Below are 22,366 nucleotides of genomic sequence, written 5' to 3' on the forward strand. Positions count from 1 at the left end.
CCCTTTTAGCGGCAGTCCATGCCGCCACGGTAAGGTTAGTCGCGCTCGTCTTTGCGCAATGTGCGCACTGCTTTATCCAGTGCACCATTAATGAACTTGTGACTTTCTTCAGCACCAAATGCTTTAGCAAGCTCAATCGCCTCATTAATAATTACGCGGTAAGGGACGTCAATGCGCTCGGTCAGTTCCAGCGTCGCAATGCGCAAGATTGCTTTTTCAATAGCGTCTAACTCTTCAGGCAAACGGCCAAGGTAAGGCTTGATGGTCGCATCAAGTTTGCTTGCGTTGTGTGCAACACCGCGAAGCAGAGCTTGGAAATACGCCATATCTACCTTTTGCATGTCGTTACTGGTGGCTAGCGCCAGTTCAACCTGCTGAATATCGTTGTGACTCATTTGCCATGAATACACGCCTTGCAGAGCGAGTTCACGGGCTTTACGACGAGCTGAAACTTTCACTTAATGTTTACCTTAAAGCTTTTCAACAGCATCGATAACGTTAACCATTTCCAGCGCACCAAGTGCAGCTTCTGCACCTTTGTTGCCCGCTTTGGTTCCTGAACGCTCGATAGCCTGTTCAATTGAATCTGTTGTAATTACGCCAAATGATACGGGTACACCGTATTCAAGAGAAACTTGCGCAAGACCTTTGTTACATTCGCCTGCTACAAAATCAAAGTGTGGCGTACCACCACGAATAACCGCACCTAGTGCGATGATGGCGTCAAATGACTTTTTCTCAGCTAATTTCTTAGCTACTACAGGTAACTCGTAAGCACCAGGTACACGTACTAACGTGATATCGTCATCACTCACTTCACCGTGACGCTCTAGTGTATCTAGTGCACCTTCAAGTAAGCTTTCAACTACAAAGCTATTAAAGCGTGATACAACGATAGCAAATTTCTTACCGGTTGCTCTGATATTACCTTCAATTACCTGCATGGATTCATTCCTCGAGAAAAAACGGCGCGAAGTATACCACAACTGCGCCCAAACTAAATCGATTGTTTCTTTAACTTCAACTATTCGTAAACGGGTACGTTAGCTTAACTCAATGTGGGAAGGGAGTGCTTGTCGCAAACCCTCCACCGCATGGATGCGGTGGCGGAGCGTACAAGGGTGTATTCACCGCGTGTTTGCGACAAGCACGCCCTCTCCACTTTAGCTCCGCCATACAGCTAAGTACTAGTCGTGCACGTACTCCACGACTTCAAGGCCGTAACCTGAAAGTGCGTGATATTTAATTGGCTTACTAAGAAGACGCATTTTGTGTACGCCCATTGATGCTAGAATTTGACTGCCTACACCAATAGTGCGTGACGACCCCTGCCAGTCAGCGCCAGTCGGGCGCTCGCCTCGGTCTTCTGCGGCAAAGCGGCGTACCTGACTTTCAATATGCTCTTCTTTACCTAATAGCACCAATACGCCACCGTCTTCTGAAATTTTGCGCATGCCATCTGCAAGCGTCATCGAGCGATGAATACCGCGGGTAGACCCAAGAAGATCACTAAACGTATTGTGAAGGTGTACACGTACAAGTGTCGGCTCATCTTCTTTAATTTCGCCTTTTTTAAGTGCGAAATGAAGTTGGTTGTCGATGCTGTCTTTAAACGTGTGAAGCTCGAAATCACCATACTCGGTTGGCATATTGCATTGAGCGACCTTTTGAATGGTGGTTTCGTTGAGATTGCGATATTCAATTAAATCAGCAATGGTGCCGATTTTAAGATTATGTTTTTCAGCAAACTTTTCTAGTTCTGGACGACGGGCCATCGTGCCGTCTTCATTGAGGATTTCTACAATAACCCCAGCAGGCTCTAACCCTGCCAAACGCGGTAAATCTACACCGGCTTCTGTGTGACCTGCGCGGTTTAACACGCCACCGTCTTTAGCAATTAGCGGAAAAATATGACCCGGCTGTACAATGTCTGTCGCTTTCGCGTCTTTCGCTACAGCAGCTTTAATGGTTGTTGCGCGATCTGCCGCCGAAATGCCTGTGGTCACGCCGGTTGCCGCTTCAATAGAAACAGTGAAGTTGGTAGAAAATTGTGCTTCGTTTTTATCCACCATAAGCGGAAGATTCAGGGTGCGACAGCGCTCTTGCGTCATTGGTAAACAAACTAAACCGCGAGCGTGGGTTACCATAAAGTTAATGGCTTCAGGCGTCACATGCTCTGCCGCCATTATCAAATCGCCTTCATTTTCCCTGTCTTCGTCATCCATCAAGATAACCATTTTACCTTGGCGAATGTCTTCAATTATTTCTTGTGTAGTGTTAAATGCCATGTTGTGTGCTTCTTGTAGGGTTATTTTCTTAAAAATCCGTTCTCGGCAAGAAATGCCATGTCAATGCCTTTGCTTTTTGGCTCGGCGGCTTTGTCGCCCAACATCAATCGCTCTAAATAGCGCGCAATAACATCAACCTCTAAGTTCACCGCTGTGCCCACCTTATAGCTCCCCATAATGGTTTCTTGCAATGTATGAGGAATGATCCAAAGCATAAATTCTGCGCCATTAACTTCGTTAACAGTTAAGCTGATACCATCAACGGTGATACTACCTTTATGCGCAATATATTTAGCCAAGGCTTCTGGCGCTTTTACCCAGAACTCTACGTAGTCTGAGTGCTTAATGATTTGTGTAACCTCGCCTACACCATCAACGTGACCAGAAACGATATGACCACCTAAACGGTCGCTTGGACGCATCGCTTTCTCAAGATTCACCGTAGAGCCTGCGCTGTAATGTGCAAACCCCGTTAATTTGATGGTCTCTGCCGACACATCTGCACAATAATAATCGGGGCCCATATCAGTAACGGTTAAGCAAACACCATTGGTCGCAATACTGTCGCCGAGTGCGACATCAGACATATCAAGCGTAGGCGATGAAACGGTAAGTCGAATATCGTTGCCACGGTTATCAAGCTTCTTAATTGTACCTAGCGCTTGAATAATTCCAGTAAACATAAAGTTCCTCTTTAATCGCGTTAACCACGGGTGTTGCTAACATCAGGACGGAAGATAAGCTTAATATCGTTACCCACTTGACGATTTTCAATAAGCGAAAGCGAAATACATTCATTTAGCGACGTGAACGCGGGTAAATTAACCATACTGACTCCCTTATCACCTAAAAGCTTAGGCGCTTGGTAGCATATAAGTTCATCCACCAGCCCTTCTTGCAATAATGCACCGGCAAGGCCTGGGCCTGCTTCCACCCACACTTCATTATATTGCTTATCGCCTAGTGCTGACATAAGTGAATGTAAATTGAGTTTACCGTCTTTTTCGTCCAGTTGGAGATAGTGCTGAGTAGCGGTGTCTGGGTGAGCCTGTGACGTCGCCGTGAACGTAATATTGCCGTCGTTAAAAAGTGTGTAGTCTCTACTAAGCTTACTTTTGCTATCTACAACCACACGGGCTGGTTGACGAATGTGTTCCAGAGGATAATTAGTGAACTGTGCTTCTTGTTCTCTAACCAACAAACTAGGGTTATCGGCTTTCACCGTACCCGAACCCGTCAATACTGCGCAACTTTGTGCACGATACTGTTGCACATCCCGCCTTGCTTCTGCACCAGTAATCCACTGACTTACCCCATTTTGAAGGGCTATTTTTCCATCTAGGCTAATGCCTAATTTCACGCGAACAAAGGGCCTACCGGTAAGCATGCGTTTAATAAACCCGGGGTTTAGCGCTGCGGCCTCAGCAGCCATCACTTCGCTTACCACTTCGATGCCTGCTTCCTGCAGAATGCTAATACCGTTACCGCATACGTTTGGATTCGGGTCGGTCATAGCAATAACAACACGCGCTACCTTTGCTTCTACCAAGGCAACAGCACAAGGCGGTGTGCGACCAAAATGACTACAAGGTTCAAGTGTAACGTATGCCGTCGCGCCCTTTGCGCCCTGCGGACGTGCGTTAGATGCTTGTCTTAATGCATGCACTTCGGCATGGGGTGTACCAGCTTGAATGTGATATCCCTGACCGAGCAATTGATTGTTTTCGTCAACAATTACACAGCCTACGCGAGGGTTAGGAGAAGTGGTAAAACGCCCTTGTTGGGCAAGCTGAATGGCTTTTGCCATCCAAAAATAATCGTTTTTAACCGTATCGTGGTTCACTTGGATTCCTGTTGTAGCCCTAAGTGCCTGATGTTTGAGAGGTCGCCGACTTAATCTCCTAATCGTGCAATCTCTTCTCCGAATTCACGAATATCTTCGAAAGAGCGATAAACGGAGGCGAACCGGACATAAGCAACTTTATCGAGTTCTTTGAGGGCTTTCATAATTAGGTTGCCGAGCAGTTCACTGCTCACTTCGCGTTCACCGGTTGCGCGCAACTGTGACTTAAGTGAGAGGATACATTGTTCAACTTTTTCTGTGCTCACAGGGCGCTTTTCGAGTGCGCGTTGCAAGCCTGCACGAAGTTTATCTTCGTTAAACGGTTCACGAGAACCATCGCGTTTAATAACGCGAGGCATCACGAGTTCGGCACTTTCAAAGGTCGTGAAGCGCTCGTGACACACCATACATTCACGGCGTCTACGCACCTGTTGCCCTTCTGCAACCAAACGAGAATCAATGACTTTTGTTTCTTGTTCTGAACAAAACGGGCAAAACATGAATAATCCTTAAATATTGCGTACTTAGGTATCTAAATTGAACCTAGACTAGTTAGTCCAGCATTAGTACCAAAGTACGCAATAAAACACAAACCTATTTATTTATAAACAGGGAATTGTGCGCAAAGTGCAACCACTTCGTCTTGAACACGTTTGATAACAGACTCCTCACCCATGTTATCTAGAATGTCGCAAATCCATGTTGCAACTTGCTTAGCTTGTTCTTCTTTGAAACCACGGCGAGTAATCGCTGGGCTACCAATACGAAGACCGCTGGTTACAAACGGTGAACGCGGGTCATTTGGCACTGAGTTTTTGTTTACCGTAATATTTGCGGCACCAAGTGCTGCGTCAGCATCTTTACCGGTAATGTCCTTGTCGATAAGGTCAAGAAGGAATAAGTGGTTGTCAGTACCGCCAGAAACGATGTTATAACCGCGCTCTTGCATTACAGAAACCATAGCTTTCGCATTTGCAACAACCTGCTGCTGATACACTTTAAATTCTGGCTGTAGTGCTTCTTTGAATGCAACCGCTTTAGCTGCGATCACGTGGCAAAGAGGGCCACCTTGGTTGCCTGGGAATACAGAGCTGTTTAGCTTTTTGTAAATCGCTTCATCGCCGCATGAAGAAAGGATTAAACCACTACGTGGGCCAGCAAGGGTTTTATGAGTAGTCGTTGTTACCACGTGAGCATGGGGAAGCGGGTTTGGATAAACGCCCGCTGCTACAAGACCTGCTACGTGCGCCATATCTACGAGCAAGTACGCGCCAACGCTATCAGCGATTTCACGGAATTTCGCCCAATCAACAATGCCAGAATACGCAGAGAAACCACCGATAATCATTTTCGGCTTGTGCTCTTTAGCAAGTGCCTCAACCTGAGCGTAATCGATTTCACCGGTTTCTTTGTTCAGACCATACTGTACAGCATTGTAGGTTTTACCAGAGAAGTTTACGTGTGAACCGTGAGTAAGGTGACCACCTTCAGAAAGGCTCATTCCCAATACCGTATCGCCTGCGTCAAGTAGTGCCATGAATACGGCAGAGTTAGCTTGTGAACCAGCGTGCGGTTGAACGTTCGCGTAGTCTGCACCGAATAGTGCTTTTGCACGATCGATAGCAAGTTGTTCAACAACGTCTACGTGCTCACAACCACCGTAGTAACGCTTGCCTGGGTAGCCTTCCGCGTACTTGTTAGTAAGCTGCGAACCCTGTGCTTCCATTACACGTGGGCTACAGTAGTTCTCAGAGGCAATTAGCTCTATGTGATGTTCTTGACGCTCAACCTCTTTAGACATTGCATCGGCTAATTCAGGATCGAAGTCGGCTATATTCATTTCGCGAGAAAACATGGGGGCTCCTTAACTGCGGTTTTTATATGGCGTTACGCACTGATTGCTCAAATTCGAGCCATATTCTAGTCATTTTCGGGGGCTTGTATACCGCTTTGTGACCAAATTAATATAAATGGCGCAGGTTTAACGAAATACCTGCGCCAGCGCGAGATCAGACCTGTTTTTCTAAGGCCTTAACACGGTCAAATAAACTACCAATTTTGGCAAGGCGAACCGTATTTTTGCGCCAGTCACGGTTGGTTTGTGCTGGCTGGCCAGAAGAATAAACGCCCGGTTCAGTGATATCTTGTACAATCATGGTATAGCCAGTCACCTGAACATTATCGCAAATGCTAATGTGGCCATTAATGCCCACTCCACCACCGATAATAACGTGCTTGCCGATATGACAGCTACCAGCAATACCTGTAGCGCCGCAAATACAAGAGTGATCACCAATAATACAGTTGTGGCCAATTTGTACTTGGTTATCGATAATAACGTTAGTGCCTAAAATCGTATCTTCCATGGCGCCGCGGTCAATGCTGCTGCTTGCGCCAATCTGACTGTCGTCACCAATGCGAACCGACCCTGTTTGTGGAATAGGGATCCAAACGCCTTTATCATTTGCGTAACCAAAGCCTGCCGCACCAATAACTGTTTGGCTATGAATTGTCACGCGCTTACCAATCACAACGTCATGATAGATAGTTACGTTCGGGTGAATGGTACAGCCTTCACCAATATGGGTACCTCTACGAATAACCGTATTCGCGCCTACAGTAACTCTATCGCCTAAAACCACGTTCTCTTCAATGATTACATTGTGGCCTAGCGATACATCACTGCCGATGCGGGCAGATGGCGCAATAACCGCTGTCTCAGCAATACCTGTCGCTACCGCTGGAGTAGTATCAAACAACTGAGCGATAAGGGCGAACGCTGCATGAGGGTTTGCCACAACCAACGCTGGAACTGGGCTATCATCTATTAAGTTTTTGTGCAGAATTACCGCACCAGCCTGAGTATCTTTTAACTGCGGCTTGTATTTAGGATTGGTCAGAAACGAAATTTGGTGCGATGCTGCACCGGATAACGTACCTACTGCAGAGATAGTAATGTTTCCATCGCCCTGCACTTCCCCACTTACATGTTTGGCAAGCTCTTCCAGACTGTATGTGCGTTTACTCATAGCGGTCATCATAATTACCTGTTCAGAGATATGAATAGTGTTGAGTCTATCGCTTTGGGTTCTTTATTGCTGTTTGCTAGCTCACCCTAAAGCCCATGTTTACTCATGCTTATAAAAACAAGTTTACCTTAAATCAACTCGCCAACCGATGCATAAATCGATCTTTTTGGCATGAGTGATTAAAATATCGCCAAGCACAAATACACTAAGCGTAAGTAACTGGCACAAACTACCCTGTTACGAGTAGAATAGACCACAATCACTTTTTTATTTTTCACCGCTTATTCAGCGAGGATAGAGCATGGCGCAATACGTTTACAGTATGCATCGCGTGGGCAAAATCGTCCCACCTAATAGACACATTCTAAAAAATATCTCACTTAGCTTTTTCCCAGGCGCCAAAATTGGTGTGCTAGGTCTAAACGGTGCAGGTAAATCTACCTTACTTCGCATTATGGCCGGCGTAGATACCGACATCGAAGGTGAAGCGCGTCCTCAACCGGGCTTAAAAGTGGGCTACCTTCCACAAGAGCCTCAGCTTGATGAAACAAAAGATGTTCGCGGCAATATAGAAGAAGCCGTCGCCGACGTTAAACACGCATTAACTCGCCTAGATGAAGTATATGCAGCTTATGCAGAAGTAGACGCTGATTTTGACGCCCTTGCTAAAGAGCAGGGCGAGTTAGAAGCTATTATTCAAGCCAAAGATGGCCACAACTTAGAAAATGCATTAGAGCGTGCTGCTGATGCCCTTCGCCTTCCAGCGTGGGATGCGGACGTTAGCAAACTATCTGGTGGTGAACGCCGCCGTGTAGCGCTGTGCCGCCTACTTCTAGAAAAGCCTGAAATGTTGCTTCTAGACGAACCCACTAACCACTTAGACGCAGAATCAGTCGCATGGCTAGAGCGTTTCCTTCACGATTATGAAGGTACGGTAGTCGCTATTACCCACGATAGATACTTCCTTGATAACGTTGCAGGTTGGATTTTAGAACTTGACCGTGGTGAAGGTATTCCGTGGGAAGGTAACTACTCTTCTTGGTTGGAGCAAAAAGAAAACCGACTTGAGCAAGAAGAGCGTACCGAAACGGCGCGTATGAAGAGCATGAAACAGGAACTTGAGTGGGTACGCTCAAACCCGAAAGGTCGTCATGCTAAAAGTAAAGCTCGTATGGCCCGCTTTGAAGAACTATCTACCAGCGATTACCAAAAGCGTAATGAAACCAATGAGATTTTCATTCCACCAGGTGAACGCTTAGGTGACAAGGTTATTGAAGTAAGCAACCTTAAAAAGTCGTATGGCGATCGCGTACTTATCGACGACTTAACGTTTAAAGTACCAAAGGGTGCCATTGTAGGTATCGTTGGCCCTAACGGCGCGGGTAAATCAACCTTGTTCAGAATGCTTACCGGTGCTGAGAAACCTGATTCAGGCACCATCGATTTAGGTGAAACCGTTCAAATTGCTGCGGTAGAACAGTTCCGCGACCACATGAACGAAAACAACACCGTGTGGAAAGAAATTTCTGACGAACAAGACATTATTCGCATTGGTAACTTTGAAATTAACAGCCGCGCCTACTGCAGCCGTTTTAACTTTAAAGGCACCGACCAGCAGAAGTTCATCAAAGACTTGTCAGGTGGTGAGCGTAACCGTGTTCACCTTGCGAAACTGCTTAAAGCAGGCGGTAACGTATTGCTACTGGATGAGCCAACCAACGACCTAGACGTAGAAACACTTCGCGCCTTGGAAAACGCGTTGTTGGAGTTCCCAGGCTGTGCCATGATTATCTCGCACGACCGTTGGTTCCTAGACCGTGTAGCAACACACATTATGGATTACCGCGATGAAGGTAACATCAACTTCTTCGAAGGTAACTACTCAGACTACGAAAGCTGGTTGAAGCAAGAATTTGGACAAGATGTGGTTGAACCGCACCGCCTTAAATATAAGCGTATGTCTAAATAACACAAAATCAGAGATGTAAGATCTGTATCTCTGCTTTACGCCTAAAGCCGCTATCGCTGATAGCGGCTTTTTTATTTGTTCGCTTTTCATTGCGAACCCTCGCAAATTAGCCAATACTAATACCAGTTCGCATAGGTCATTACCCATGCGGACTGGTATAACAGCGTTAATGATAACTGGGTATTTGAAAAATGACGGACAAGCGCCAATTTCAACGGGTGTCACTGAATGTAAATGGCACACTAGCACACAATGACATTAGTATTGATGTGGTAGTCAGCGACGTATCGCTTCAAGGCATTAAACTTCAAGCTACCGAAACGGCGTTGTCACAATTACCCTTCGACAGTCACGACCCTTATACTGCTACCTTCCAAGCAAATGAAGACAGTCCTGTAATAACCCTCTCTATTTCGCAGTTGTATCGTCATGCCGACAGTAGAAAAGAACGGGTTTCATTAGGCTGTAAAGTTGAACGAATGGATGTAGACAGCATTAGCGCTCTTCGCCGTTTAATTACCTTAAACAGCGACGACGCCAGTATTGAAGAGAAAGACCTGAATGCATTAGTTAATGCGGTTTATCAGGCGCCACATTAACCTTTAAAAAACGCGTTTCACTCGTTTAATGCAGGAAAGGCCTATTAAATGGGCCTTTCAATTTAACAGGCACCGTCAACACTTTACTTAAATGTTGAGCCTTTCGCATTACTCAAGCGCGTCTAACGCCTCAGATAAGCGCGCTACCGGCACCACTTTCATACCATTAATGGCTTGCTTAGGCGCATTGGCTTTTGGCACGATCGCCCGCTTAAAACCATGTTTCGCTGCTTCGATAATGCGTTCCGTTCCGTTAGGAACCGGGCGAATCTCGCCGGCTAGCCCGACTTCGCCGAATACAATTAAATCTCTGGGCAGCGAGCGATTTCTAAAGCTTGAAATCATGGCCAATAATAAGGCTAAGTCTGCACTGGTCTCTGATACTCTTACACCGCCTACCACGTTGACAAAAACGTCTTGATCGTTCATTTGCACATTGCCATGGCGATGCAAAACCGCGAGCAGCATAGACAAACGGTTCTGATCCAACCCTACAGCGATTCGCCTTGGGTTCGACATCTGCGAATAGTCTACCAACGCCTGTATTTCTACAAGTAACGGGCGGGTGCCCTCCCAGATAACCATAACGCTAGACCCTGGCGTTTCATTGTCACCTCGACTTAAAAATATGGCCGATGGGTTGCTTACCTCTTTAAGGCCTTTTTCTGTCATGGCAAACACGCCGAGCTCATTTACCGCACCAAAGCGGTTTTTATGACTTCGAAGCGTACGGTAGCGACCATCACTTTCTCCTTCCAGCATCATAGAGCTGTCGATACAGTGCTCAAGAACTTTCGGACCCGCCAAGTTACCGTCTTTCGTTACATGGCCAACAATGAACATAGCAATATGATTTTGCTTGGCAAAGCGAGTTAAATACGCCGCGCTTTCTCGTACTTGCGACACACTGCCTGGCGCAGACTGAACGTCTGACACGTGCATCACCTGAATAGAGTCGATAACCATAATTTTAGGCTTTTTCGTAAGGGCTAAATCGCAGATAGTTTCCACGTTTGTTTCGGCTAACATCATCAGCTTGTCGTCAGGTAGATTTAAGCGCTTTGCTCGCATGGCGACTTGCTGAAGCGACTCTTCCCCCGTGACATAAAGCGCGGTTTCACTTTTTGCCATCTGACACATTACTTGAAGCAGAAGCGTACTCTTGCCTGCACCTGGCGAGCCACCAATTAACATAGCTGCCCCAGGGACTATCCCGCCCCCTAGCACTCTATCTAGCTCTTTAAATGTTGACGAGAATCGCGGTAGTGATTCGAGATCTATTGCATTTAATGTCTCAATTTTGGCAGCGGTTTGCCCAGCATAGCCTGACGTGGTTTGGCGTGCGACACTTTTGGCACTTGCAACCACAAACTCACTTATCGTATTCCACGCTTTACACTCCGAACATTGACCTTGCCAGCGAGGGAACTCTGCACCGCAGTCAGAACACACATAAGCAGTTTTACGTTTTGCCATATTCCAGTTTTATCCATTGCTTAAAAAGAGTATTCTAACACTTAACAACGGTGAAATAAGCACAAACCTAAGGTCAGTTCTCCTCCAGTAAAACGGTACAAAAGTATAACGACTTTACGGGTTAATGAGTTTTGCTGATTTGCCGATAACAACTAAAATAATGATACTAAACAACAAAGTTGCGCATTCATGAGTCAAGATTTAAAGCAATATGCTGATATTATTGAACAGCTAAAGCCCATGGTTAATGAGCCGGAGTTTAACCAGGTATTGCTTCAAACTGCATCTGATGTGCCGAAAGAAAAGCGCTTCCTCATCAAAATGGAAGTGAAACGCCTAGCCAAACCCTGTATGCGCACCATAGACTTGCGTGGTCATGTTGACGGAAAGTGCAATAAATATGTACACGAAGGACGTAGCCATTACATGGATGACGTCGCTGTTGACAAGTTTGAAGAGCAGTTGAGGGTATTTGGCCGATATACTTACGGTGTTTACGAAGCGGTACAAAACACCGAAAACAACTTTCGCTTAATGCGCGAAAAAGAACTCGCACAAGAACGCGCTGATAAAGAAAATCCTGAACTCAAAAAGCGCTCGGCAGTATTGGAGCAGTTTAAAGTTCCTACCGTAAACCTGCTTGATTACAGACAGCGCAACACTGAACGCATGAACTTCGCTGTGGCTGTAGAGTTATTTAATAGCGCCAATCAATCAATGCGCGGTTTGAGTGTTGATATATCTCTTGAAGGCTTGCAGGTAAAACTCTCTAAAGACGCGTTTTTCAAAAAAGGAGAAACGCTGTTTATATTCTTTAGGGGCTTAGAGAATGAATTTGCCATGGACAAAAAGAATGGCATTGCATATAAGCTCGTAAAGATAATAACTAAAAACGATGTTAACTATCTTGCCTTGCAACGAGATAAAGAAAAGCCAAGCCCCGCATTCGACAAATTCTTAGAAAGCTTTATACACGGCAATAAACGCCGATATAAAGTTAATATGAGCAATACGATTGAGGCGATTACCAGTAAAATTTGTGAGCAGTACTTTTCGCCGCGTAGCCCCACGCTGCCGGTGTATATAGACGTCATTAATAAAACGCTGGTTCCCCGGTTTGCTATGGTTAACGAAGTGAACCGCGAAACCGTACAGTATTGGCAAGACGAAGACGATAACTGTCGATTGAACTTCTTACTCACCCAGGAAAGGCTTATGCGCTTATTGCAGAAGTCAGAAGAAGTAAGAGAGATTTTCGTATTTAGTTTTACTCATTTGCAGAACGACAAGGTCTACTTTTACTCAGCGTCTTACGAGGAACTCTTGCAAAAAGACGTACTAACCCGAGTATTTTTAGGGTTTGGCTCTAAAAAAGCGAGTTGGCGTGTATTTAAAATAACCTTAACAGAGGTTGACCCTGAGCAGGCCCATATTCCGCTTTCCATTCCGGATTCTGTCGGTAATAAAGTTAAAAAACTGAACACTCCGCCATCGGCTCGACTAATGTCAAAGCTGAAAAACCTGCGATTCTTGGCACACGTAACCGATGTAACCTCAGTAACAGGGCAAGAGACCTACAACGAGTTTAAGTTTAATCGAGAAAACCTCTCTCATCTGCGAAATTTTGGGCATCCGCGCAATCGCGCTCCTTCGAATGTTCAGGTTGTCAGGTTTAAATATGAAGAGCAACGCATTGAAAGTCGCTATCAGCTGAGAACCCAAATTGAAGCTCGCTTCAATAATGAAGAACTGGTGCACAAAGGGATCAGCGAAGATATTTCGGTGCATGGACTTGGACTTCGTATAGAGTTGAGCAAAGAATATAAAGGTAATTTAGAGGGCAAAGTAGAAGTCGCTTTCCCTCGTCTGCAAGAAATTGCCAGTTCCTTTGATGTCATGCATTTGCAATACGAAATCATTTATCACAATGTCGACAAGAACATTCTTCATTTAAAAACTATGCCGGGCGACGAAGGCAAAAGTGCTAGAAACTTCTTTGAAGAACTGATTAAAAAGAACAAAGGCAGCCTTAAAGTAGAGAACGACGAAGAAGAAGTACCAGGCATGGGACAGGCGCTTCGATGTATTAATGCGCGAAACGCTACTTCCCTATCCTTCTTAATGAGTAAGGAAGGTGTTCGCTACACTCCACAGGCTTGTATTGTTGGAAAGCAGGACGAACGCATAACCACCCTAACCACGCAATACGCCGAACGTGGGCAAGTGAATTTAGAGTTTCTCTTTAGAGACAGAAAACAAGATATACCTTTTGTACAAAGTGGCATTAAGGCCGTTAAGCTTGAAAATATGCCGTTGCGACAGGAATTATTTATCTCATTCGATGCATCACAAAAAGAGCCGCGAATGGCGATCATTCCTCGCTATTCCGATAAATTCGAAAATAACGAGCAGCGCCGAGCGTTTATTAGAGAAGCTATGGTTCGCGGCCAGTTCGTAGCTATTCATGTCATGCTAACCACAACTGGCAAGCCAGACATGACCATGCTGCAAACGGAAATCAATTACGTCACCATGTACGCCATGCACCGGGCCCGTGAGCTAGAGAAGAAAATGTGGAGTATTGCAGCGTGTTCTCACCTGGTCGATGTCACAGATGAAGTGCTTATAAGATACGGCTTTACAGTAGAAGATATCACGGCTAATAAAACGTTAAAAAGTGCGGTTCAACCTAAAGCCATTGCGCGCAACGCGTAGTGAAATCGCAAAGCCTATCAATTTAAATGAGCCCGTAGGTTAAGACCCATCACGGGAGGATTTTAATCACAAGATTTTGAAAACTTGTGGCCGGTGAAAGGTAATCGATAAAGTGTGAAGCGCTAGTTTTATTGCCCCAAAACTAGCGCTTGTATTACAGACTCTCGTTAACTACTTGTCTAGAAAATACAGAAGGCTATGTAAACTGCCAATGCGGATTGCCACATCCGCCTTTTCATTAACCAGTGGCTTACCGTGACACGCCACGCCTAGCGCTGATTCAGCCATCATGACCAAATCGTTAGCCCCATCCCCCATAGCAACGGTTTGTTTGGCTGAAATTTGCCACTTCTCGGCAAGGGCGTTTACGGTTCGCGCCTTAACGTCTGCATTGACAATTTCACCCTCTACTTTTCCAGTCAGCTGCTCGTTTTTCACCGCAAGCGTGTTAGAAATGGCAAAATCGAGTCCAAGCCTTGCTTTTAGGTGGTCAGCGAAAAAGGTGAATCCACCTGAGGCGATCGCTAATTTCCAATTATGCTGTTTCAAGTGAGTAAGCAAGGCTTGAATGCCGGGCATGATAGGTATGCTGTCACGAATTTGATTAAGGTGACTAACTGGCACGCCTTCCAAGCAGGCCACTCTATGCGTTAAGCTATCATTAAACGCAATTTCTCCACGCATTGCCTTAGCGGTAACTTCTGCCACCTGCTCGCCAACACCCGCCAATTTAGCTATTTCATCGATACATTCAATCGCGATGACAGTGCTATCCATGTCCATGACCAGTAGTCCTGGCTCAGACAATGAGGGGCGAGAGCCCTGCAAACCAACATCAACATTATATGCCTTGGATACGTCGCCCAGCAGTGGCTTAATCTGCTCAAGTTCAGTGTTTTGCAAAGCACCTCTAATTTCTATTACATCATCCCCCATTTGCTTGTGTAAATGATGGAAAGCAGCGCTAGAAGGAGTAAACACATCGTTGAGTTTAATTAAAACGCTGTGCAGTAGATAAGGTGTTACAGCTTGACCAATAACGGTTAACGTATGTGAATACGCACTGTCGTTGTGACTATTGCTAACTACATGAGACAAAAAAGAAGCTAAATGGATATCGTCATTATCGATATTATTAAGAAGAGTGTCTTTCATAACGCACACAGAAACTGCGGTGATTGGCAAATGGTGCTCTAATGCTAACCAATTAGGCTAACTAATAAAATATCTCCTTTTAAATTATTTCGAATTATCCTACTGTTAGGCAACCCTCGTGACTTTATGGAAAAGCGAATTGGTAGACGGGCTAAGCAAAGCAGCTTCACAAACAAAGAATGACTCGCATTCGTTGTACACAGTTCTAAAGCGATTGTTCCACACAATAGTAGTTAGTGCGGTGTTTGCTTTGATAGTGGTATTGCTTCTGTTATTCCAACAATACCAAAACGACTGGCTTACCGTGCAAACTCGCTTCTCTGGTGAGAGCATAGCAAGGCAGTATGCAAAACTGCTACAACCTGCCTTTATCGCTGACGCACTTTCGAATCAGGAAACTGAGAACAATGTAGATTCCGCGCTATCTGATACTCTCACTCAACGGGAGTATATTGAAAGTGTCGCCTCTATTTTGGTCGACGAGCCACACATTCTTGCCTTGTCTGTGTTTGATAAGGACGGGAGGTATATTGCTCCTTTGCCTCAAATTGCCAGTGTGGTGTCGATGAGTCAGTCGCAAAGTGTAACGCCGCTAACCTATGTTGGCGTTATCACTGACGATAATGAAAATTTACTAGGTTATGTGAATATTCACATGAACACGCAGGCTGTCCTCGAGAGTCCACTGACATTGCGTTACCAGCTTGCTCTTATTGCGTGTATTCTCGTCTTTTTAGCGCTCATGCTAGGTATTTACCTAACCCGGGCCTTTTATAAATCTCGTCCATGGTTTATTCAGGTAATCGAATCAAAAAGAAATAAAGAGAAGCGCTAGATAGCTAGTTTGGAAGTCTATGCTTCACTTCCAGCATCAATATTAAATAGTCGAGTGTAGTTCGCTGTGGTGGTGGACACTATTTCTTTATGTGACATGCCATAGCGGTCGCTTATAACATCAACGACATCTGATAAATAACGAGGTTCGTTTGCTTCTCCTTGTCTACCGCACATGGGCATATCCGGGGCATCCGTTTCTAAAAGCAATTTATCAAAATGGTGTTCTAACAAAAACCCAAGGGTGTTTCGTGTTTTTTGAGCACGCTCATAGGTAATCGTACCGCCTATACCTAGGTAAAACCCTCTTTCAATATACCCTTTGGCCGCTTCAATACTTCCTGAAAAAGCATGTACAACGCCTATACCTTGGTATTTGGTTTGCTTCAATGCTTCAACTAGCAGGTGATGACTTTTTCTGTGATGTAAAATTACGGGTAACGATACTTTATCGGCAAGTTTCAAATGGTTATGTAGCGCTTCCTTTTGAAGCGCTAATGGCACGCTTATATGCCCATCGATACCTGTTTCCCCCACGGCTTTTACCGAAGGGTGCAAGTTAGCCGTAGCGTCCTCAAGTTGACGAAGACTCTTCTTGAGTGTTTGCTCTGGCTTTTCAAGCTCACTGCCAGTTAAAAAATAAGGATGGAGTCCAAGCGCAGTATCAATAGATAAAAGGCTTTCATAGCGTTCATTGAGCGCTTGTAACGCCTGCCAAGATTCGGGGGTAATGCTAGGCGCCATGATGCGGGTAAGCCCTGCGGCTTTGGCGCTTTCTAATGCAACTCTAAGATCTTTCTTTTGTGCAAGTAAGTCGAGATGGCAATGACTATCAATCACGGTTTCGATGCCTCCTTGTTACTTATCTCGCCGCACGCTATCTACAAGCTCAATAGTTAAACGGGCTCACATTCTAGTGAAGTACTTTAGCGGGAACGAAAGGTGAACGTATTCCCTACGGCATAAGGCGCTGTGTTACCCACGCGCCATCTTCAGTTTTGTTGTATTCAAAGCGGTCATGTAGCCTATCTTCTCCACCTTGCCAAAACTCAATTTGATGAGGCACGATCCTGAAACCGCCCCAAAAGTCCGGCACGGGAAGCTCTTTGTTAGCAAACTTATCTTTTAACTGCTTAAACTGGGTCAGTAGAAGCTCCCTGCTGCCAATAGGTTTGCTTTGTTTTGACGCGTACGCTGCTAGCTGACTGTCTTTCGGTCGCGAAAAGAAATAAGCAGCATTCTCAGAAACAGAAAGCTTTTCAACGCTGCCACATACGCGAACCTGACGCTCCATAAAAAACCAGGGAAAGTGGCACGACACTTTAGGGTTTACCGCTAACTCTTGTGCCTTACGGCTGCCTAAGTTAGTGAAAAACACAAAGCCCTTTTCACTGACATCTTTTAACAAAACAATACGCTGAGAGGGTTGGCCGTTGGCATCGACGGTGGCAACCGTCATTGCAGTAGGATCAGGAATTCCGGCGTCTATGGCGTCTTTTAACCATTTATCGAACATGATAAATGGACTTGAAGTAATATCTGACTCACTCAAACTGCCCTTTGAGTACTGCCTGCGCATATCTGAAATTGCCATATACCGCTCCTAAAAAGAAGTTGTTGTGCCTGCTAGAGATGTTGGAACCGAGTAAATAAACCACCGTGTAAATGCTCACATAAGCGCATCTAACTGAGGTAGTTGTCCACAAGCCATCAGCTACACCACTTGGCGAAAATGCTGACTCACTATCTTTGCTAATATAACGTGCTAATATAACGCCAGTTACAGCTAACTAGCGTTATAAAGATAATATTAGCGTGAACTAGAAGTTACTGTCGTCACCGTAACCTAGAGAGCGTAGAGCACGTTCATCATCAGCCCAGCCTTGTTTCACTTTCACCCAAAGTTCTAGAAATACTTTGTTGTCGAACAAGTTTTCCATATCTTTACGCGCTTGCTCACCAATGGTTTTCAAATGCTTTCCGCCTTTGCCGATGATCATGCGTTTTTGGGTTTCACGCTCTACCAAAATCAGACCGCTGATACGATAAACACCGTTGTCAGCCATTTTGAATTGCTCAATTTCCACAGTAGTAGAGTAAGGCAGTTCATCGCCGGTAAAGCGCATAAGCTTTTCGCGAATGATTTCAGCAGCCATAAAGCGGCTTGAGCGGTCAGTAATGTAATCTTCTGGGAAGAAAAACTCACTTTTAGGTAGCGACTTGGCCACTAACTCTCTAATTTCGTCAACCATTCGGCCCTGTTTAGCACTGATAGGGATCATGTGCTCAAACGGGTGCTTTTCGCCAAGCTTTTTAAGGTGAACCATAAAGTTTTCTTTATCTTCAACCTTATCCATCTTGTTTACGATGAGATAGCAAGGAAGGTTTGCTTGTTTAACCTTACTTAATACCATTTCATCTTCGGCGTTGAATCGGTCGCCCTCTACAACAAAAAGAACAAGGCCAACTTCAGCCAAAGAGCTTGATGCCGCGCGGTTCATATAGCGATTGATCGCGCGCTTTTCGTCTTGGTGAAGCCCAGGGGTATCAACGTAAATCGCTTGATAATCACCGTCGGTGTCTATACCAAGAATGCGGTGGCGAGTAGTTTGCGGTTTACGCGAAGTTATACTTACTTTTTGACCTAGCAAGCGATTGAGCAAGGTCGATTTACCCACATTAGGGCGACCTACTATGGCAACTAGGCCACAGCGAGTTTGAATATCAGGCGTTTCTGGCAAATTCGATTCATCATGCGTTGTCATCAAGCTTCTCCAATGTTAAACGAGCAGCTTCTTGTTCTGCTTTTCGGCGGCTATTGCCAGACGCCACTACCGCTTCTGGTAGACTTTCTACCTGACAGCTAACTTCAAAAGTCTGAGCATGATCTTTCCCTGAAATAGATAGCACTTCATAGGTTGGCAGCGCTTGTTTACGACCTTGTAAAAACTCTTGGAGACGAGTTTTACTGTCTTTAGGGTGGGCATTAGGGTCTAGTTTGTTTATGCGGGTTTCCCATAAACGGCCTATAACGCCTCGTACCTCGTCCATACCGGAATCGAGGTAAATTGCGCCCAAAATAGCTTCAACTGCATCGGCTAAAATCGAACTCCTGCGATGACCACCACTTTTGAGCTCACCGGGACCTAAGTTAAGTAGTTCACCCACGCTGGCTTCCTTTGCAAGTTCTGCCAGTGTGTCTCCTTTAACCAAAGTAGAGCGCATTCGTGTGAGTTTGCCTTCTGGCACCGTTGGAAAACGTTTAAACAGCGTTTCCCCGACAATCATGCCTAAGATAGCGTCACCCAAAAATTCTAGTCTCTCGTTGTGCTGTTTAGCCGCACTGCGATGAGTAAGCGCTTGCTCCAATAGAGCTTCATTGGTAAATGTGTAGCCTATCGCCTTGTACAGACGACGATATTTATCAATTCCCTGCATTAATGAATGCCACCTGCTCGCTCAAATCGAACACCTGTTGGTACCCAAGTTGGAAGGAAGTCTGACGGGCTGCGCTCAAATTCAAATGAAATCCAAATCGCCACCGCTTTTCCAACCAAGTTTGCATCTGGCACAAAACCCCAGAAACGGCTGTCGCGGCTGTTGTCACGGTTATCGCCTAGCACGAAATACTGACCTTCTGGTACAATCCACTCATTGCTGCGCGTTCCAGGCTGGGTATAAAAATTAACCGGCGAAATTTCGCGCACTGGGTGACGCAAAATGTCATGCTCTACTGTGCCTAAATCTTCGGTGTAACGCATAAGTTGCGCCATGTCTTGTACGAACTCACCACGCTCTTGGAACGTCAGCGGTACGGCTTTCAATTTAGGACAGTTGTTACCAGTCTCACACTTCGGTTTGATATAAACCTGTTTATTTTGGTAAACCACAGTATCGCCCGGTAAACCGATCACGCGCTTAATGTAGTCTATTGAAGGCTCTTCAGGGTACTTGAAAACAACCACATCACCACGCTCTGGAACACCAGTTTCAATAAGCTTACTTCTGAAAACCGGGTCTTTCACGCCATAGGCAAATTTTTCAACCAAAATGAAGTCACCCACTAACAGGGTAGGCATCATTGAACCTGAAGGAATTTGAAATGGTTCATATAAAAACGAACGCAATACTAATACGAAAGCAATAACAGGGAAAATCTGTTGCGAAGTATCAACAAGGTACGGCAGCTGAGGATCTTCTCCATAGCCCGCTCCTTCTGCGATTGCCGCAGCCTGTAAACGTGCTTTTCGCTTTGGTGCAAACACTAGGCTATCCACTAGCCAGATTAATCCTGTTATTAAGGTGAGTGCCACCAAAATCAAGGAGAAGTAATTAGCCATTATTTGCCCACCTTTAATACTGCAAGGAACGCATCTTGTGGCAATTCAACATTACCCACTTGCTTCATTCGCTTTTTACCTTCTTTCTGCTTTTGAAGTAGTTTCTTCTTACGGCTTACGTCACCGCCGTAACACTTCGCGATTACGTTTTTACGTAGCTGTTTCACTGTACTTCTAGCAACAATATGGTTACCGATAGCCGCCTGAATAGCGATATCGAACATTTGTCGTGGAATAAGCTCGCGAAGCTTTTCGACCAGCTCACGACCACGGCCTTGAGAGTTTTCTCTGTGCGTAATTACCGCTAACGCGTCTACACGTTCACCATTAATAAGAATATCAACACGTACCATGTCTGATGTCTGGAAACGCTTAAAGTTGTAATCAAGCGATGCAAAACCACGGCTCGTAGATTTCAAACGGTCGAAGAAATCGAGCACCACTTCTGCCATTGGCAGCTCATAAGTTACCGCCACTTGCTTACCGTGGTATGTCATGTTGGTTTGCATACCGCGCTTTTCAACGCAAAGTGTAATTACGTTGCCTAGATACTCTTGTGGCACAAGAATATTGGCTTCAACCATCGGCTCACGAATTTCTGCAATATCGTTTACCGGAGGCAGTTTTGCTGGGCTATCTACGGTAAGGATTTCGCCCTTGGTTGTTTCTACTTCGTAAATTACCGTTGGCGCAGTGGTGATAAGACCTAAGTCATATTCACGTTCTAAACGCTCTTGAATGATTTCCATGTGCAGCATGCCAAGGAAACCAATACGGAATCCAAAACCTAGCGCAGCGGAGCTTTCTGGCTCATAAAACAGTGAAGCGTCATTCAGGCTTAATTTCGCAAGGGCATCACGGAAATCTTCGTAGTCATCAGAGCTTATTGGGAAAATACCGGCATAAACCTGTGGTTTAACCTTTTTAAAGCCAGGAAGCATTGCGTCAGCTGGCTCACGTGCCAAGGTAATGGTGTCGCCCACAGGCGCGCCTTGGATATCTTTAATCCCAGCAATGATAAAGCCTACTTCACCGGCTCTTAATGTGCCTGTATCGAGTGGTTTAGGCGTAAACACACCAATTTTATCCACCTGGTGAGTTTGTCCGTTAGACATAATTTGAATTTTATCTTTCTTACTCAACTGACCTTCGACAATACGTACCAGTGAAACAACGCCTTGATAGTTGTCAAACCAAGAATCGATGATCAGCGCCTTAAGTGGCGCTTCGCGGTCACCTTCTGGCGGCGGAATTTTATTTACAATAACTTCAAGTACATCTTCAATACCGATACCAGTTTTTGCTGAGCAGCGCACAGCGTCCAGTGCATCGATACCAACAATATCTTCAATTTCTTCTGCAACGCGGTCTGGTTCAGCCTGAGGCAGGTCGATTTTATTTAGTACAGGCACTACTTCCATATCCATCTCAATGGCGGTATAGCAGTTTGCCAATGTTTGTGCTTCTACGCCCTGACCTGCATCAACAACCAAAAGCGCACCTTCACAGGCAGCAAGAGAACGAGATACTTCATAGGTAAAGTCAACGTGTCCAGGAGTGTCGATGAAGTTAAGCTGATAAGTTTCACCGTCACGCGCTTCGTAGTTCAGCGTTACGCTTTGCGCTTTGATAGTAATACCGCGCTCTTTTTCCAGGTCCATTGAGTCGAGAACCTGTTCAGCCATTTCACGGTCTGTTAGCCCTCCACAATGCTGGATTAGACGGTCTGACAGCGTAGACTTACCGTGGTCGATGTGGGCGATAATACTGAAGTTACGAATGTGCGATTGTTGCATAATGCTGGAAATTACCTGCAGAAAAATTCATTAAACAAAAAATGCTGCTTGCCTTGCTTAAAGGGTTATACGCAGCGCGTGCGGATTTTACCCATTTCTGGCGCGAAAAGCGAATTGGCGTGGTGGAAAAATTATTACTTTCAAGAAACATAACGAATGGAAGTGGCAACCTGACGTGACTTCCTCGGCCTATCTCAAAACTTGGCTACATTGATGAGCGTGAGTTAACACTATAATCTCGTATAAATTGGCCTCGTATAAAACGGCCTCGTATGGAGCAGTCCTGTATTAAACCATTGAGCAGCGTAAAGCCCTTCAAAAA

General features: G+C 45.3%; 20 protein-coding genes. 4 read left to right on the forward strand and 16 right to left on the reverse strand.

The genetic code is table 11. The annotated features are described in order from the left end of the window. Nucleotides 1-35 precede the first annotated feature (35 nt). The 8 genes from nusB to lpxD all read right to left on the reverse strand — a co-directional run bounded on the left by nusB (nucleotide 36) and on the right by lpxD (nucleotide 7,169). Nucleotides 36-458: a transcription antitermination factor NusB gene (gene nusB, locus QME20_RS09135; RefSeq protein ID WP_012518940.1), complete on the reverse strand. Its 423-nt coding sequence runs from the start codon at nucleotides 456-458 to the stop codon at nucleotides 36-38. Nucleotides 459-470: 12 nt separating this feature from the next. Then, a complete protein-coding gene (gene ribE, locus QME20_RS09140; protein WP_014950088.1) occupies nucleotides 471-944 on the reverse strand; it encodes a 6,7-dimethyl-8-ribityllumazine synthase in 474 nt (157 codons plus the stop codon). A 243-nt stretch (nucleotides 945-1,187) separates the two neighbouring features. Then, nucleotides 1,188-2,288, reverse strand: coding sequence for a bifunctional 3,4-dihydroxy-2-butanone-4-phosphate synthase/GTP cyclohydrolase II (gene ribBA, locus QME20_RS09145; RefSeq protein ID WP_014950089.1), 1,101 nt, complete (start codon nucleotides 2,286-2,288; stop codon nucleotides 1,188-1,190). 20 nt (nucleotides 2,289-2,308) lie between these two features. Further along, nucleotides 2,309-2,971, reverse strand: coding sequence for a riboflavin synthase (locus QME20_RS09150; protein ID WP_014950090.1), 663 nt, complete (start codon nucleotides 2,969-2,971; stop codon nucleotides 2,309-2,311). Nucleotides 2,972-2,991: 20 nt separating this feature from the next. Continuing rightward, nucleotides 2,992-4,131 carry a bifunctional diaminohydroxyphosphoribosylaminopyrimidine deaminase/5-amino-6-(5-phosphoribosylamino)uracil reductase RibD gene (gene ribD, locus QME20_RS09155; RefSeq protein ID WP_281715815.1) on the reverse strand — a complete coding sequence of 380 codons (1,140 nt, stop codon included), beginning with the start codon at nucleotides 4,129-4,131 and terminating at the stop codon, nucleotides 2,992-2,994. Nucleotides 4,132-4,181: 50 nt separating this feature from the next. Beyond that, nucleotides 4,182-4,631, reverse strand: coding sequence for a transcriptional regulator NrdR (gene nrdR / locus QME20_RS09160; protein ID WP_012517538.1), 450 nt, complete (start codon nucleotides 4,629-4,631; stop codon nucleotides 4,182-4,184). Between the two features lie 98 nt (nucleotides 4,632-4,729). Then, nucleotides 4,730-5,986 carry a serine hydroxymethyltransferase gene (glyA, locus tag QME20_RS09165; protein WP_049586601.1) on the reverse strand — a complete coding sequence of 419 codons (1,257 nt, stop codon included), beginning with the start codon at nucleotides 5,984-5,986 and terminating at the stop codon, nucleotides 4,730-4,732. Between the two features lie 154 nt (nucleotides 5,987-6,140). After that, a complete protein-coding gene (lpxD, locus tag QME20_RS09170; RefSeq protein ID WP_281715816.1) occupies nucleotides 6,141-7,169 on the reverse strand; it encodes a UDP-3-O-(3-hydroxymyristoyl)glucosamine N-acyltransferase in 1,029 nt (342 codons plus the stop codon). A gap of 292 nt (nucleotides 7,170-7,461) precedes the next feature. Between lpxD and ettA the strand changes: the two genes are divergently transcribed. Further along, a complete protein-coding gene (gene ettA / locus QME20_RS09175) occupies nucleotides 7,462-9,129 on the forward strand; it encodes an energy-dependent translational throttle protein EttA (RefSeq protein ID WP_281715817.1) in 1,668 nt (555 codons plus the stop codon). A gap of 191 nt (nucleotides 9,130-9,320) precedes the next feature. Beyond that, on the forward strand, nucleotides 9,321-9,728 hold the full coding sequence (locus QME20_RS09180; protein WP_281715818.1) for a PilZ domain-containing protein: 408 nt from the start codon (nucleotides 9,321-9,323) through the stop codon (nucleotides 9,726-9,728). A gap of 108 nt (nucleotides 9,729-9,836) precedes the next feature. Here QME20_RS09180 and radA read toward each other — a convergent pair whose 3' ends face one another. After that, the gene (gene radA / locus QME20_RS09185) at nucleotides 9,837-11,204 is read right to left on the reverse strand and encodes a DNA repair protein RadA (RefSeq protein WP_014950096.1); all 1,368 of its coding nucleotides are present in this window, start codon (nucleotides 11,202-11,204) and stop codon (nucleotides 9,837-9,839) included. A 189-nt stretch (nucleotides 11,205-11,393) separates the two neighbouring features. Here radA and QME20_RS09190 point away from each other — a divergent pair, with 189 nt between their 5' ends. Further along, nucleotides 11,394-13,919 (forward strand): PilZ domain-containing protein, encoded by a 2,526-nt coding sequence (locus QME20_RS09190; RefSeq protein WP_014950097.1) that lies wholly within the window; start codon nucleotides 11,394-11,396, stop codon nucleotides 13,917-13,919. A 171-nt stretch (nucleotides 13,920-14,090) separates the two neighbouring features. Here QME20_RS09190 and serB read toward each other — a convergent pair whose 3' ends face one another. Then, nucleotides 14,091-15,074, reverse strand: coding sequence for a phosphoserine phosphatase SerB (gene serB / locus QME20_RS09195; RefSeq protein WP_039231744.1), 984 nt, complete (start codon nucleotides 15,072-15,074; stop codon nucleotides 14,091-14,093). 118 nt (nucleotides 15,075-15,192) lie between these two features. Here serB and QME20_RS09200 point away from each other — a divergent pair, with 118 nt between their 5' ends. Further along, nucleotides 15,193-15,909 carry a hypothetical protein gene (locus QME20_RS09200; protein ID WP_014950099.1) on the forward strand — a complete coding sequence of 239 codons (717 nt, stop codon included), beginning with the start codon at nucleotides 15,193-15,195 and terminating at the stop codon, nucleotides 15,907-15,909. A 17-nt stretch (nucleotides 15,910-15,926) separates the two neighbouring features. On the opposite strand, the gene QME20_RS09205 is transcribed toward QME20_RS09200, so the two are convergent. From QME20_RS09205 to lepA, 6 genes are all read right to left on the reverse strand, one after another. Continuing rightward, on the reverse strand, nucleotides 15,927-16,748 hold the full coding sequence (locus QME20_RS09205) for a TatD family hydrolase (protein WP_110289207.1): 822 nt from the start codon (nucleotides 16,746-16,748) through the stop codon (nucleotides 15,927-15,929). 115 nt (nucleotides 16,749-16,863) lie between these two features. Then, the gene (pdxH, locus tag QME20_RS09210; RefSeq protein WP_014950101.1) at nucleotides 16,864-17,502 is read right to left on the reverse strand and encodes a pyridoxamine 5'-phosphate oxidase; all 639 of its coding nucleotides are present in this window, start codon (nucleotides 17,500-17,502) and stop codon (nucleotides 16,864-16,866) included. 226 nt (nucleotides 17,503-17,728) lie between these two features. Beyond that, complete coding sequence (era, locus tag QME20_RS09215; protein WP_281715819.1) at nucleotides 17,729-18,673, reverse strand: GTPase Era; 945 nt, start codon at nucleotides 18,671-18,673, stop codon at nucleotides 17,729-17,731. Then, nucleotides 18,660-19,346, reverse strand: coding sequence for a ribonuclease III (rnc, locus tag QME20_RS09220; RefSeq protein ID WP_281715820.1), 687 nt, complete (start codon nucleotides 19,344-19,346; stop codon nucleotides 18,660-18,662). The genes era and rnc overlap by 14 nt, the downstream gene beginning before the upstream one ends. Then, nucleotides 19,346-20,248 (reverse strand): signal peptidase I, encoded by a 903-nt coding sequence (gene lepB, locus QME20_RS09225; RefSeq protein ID WP_281715821.1) that lies wholly within the window; start codon nucleotides 20,246-20,248, stop codon nucleotides 19,346-19,348. The genes rnc and lepB overlap by 1 nt, the downstream gene beginning before the upstream one ends. Continuing rightward, a complete protein-coding gene (gene lepA, locus QME20_RS09230; protein WP_202942250.1) occupies nucleotides 20,248-22,044 on the reverse strand; it encodes a translation elongation factor 4 in 1,797 nt (598 codons plus the stop codon). Before lepA ends, lepB begins: the two co-directional genes overlap by 1 nt. Between the last annotated feature and the right edge of the window lie 322 nt (nucleotides 22,045-22,366).

It is taken from the genome of Alteromonas sp. CyTr2, assembly GCF_947311905.1.
GTDB classification, from domain to species: Bacteria; Pseudomonadota; Gammaproteobacteria; order Enterobacterales; family Alteromonadaceae; genus Alteromonas; species Alteromonas macleodii.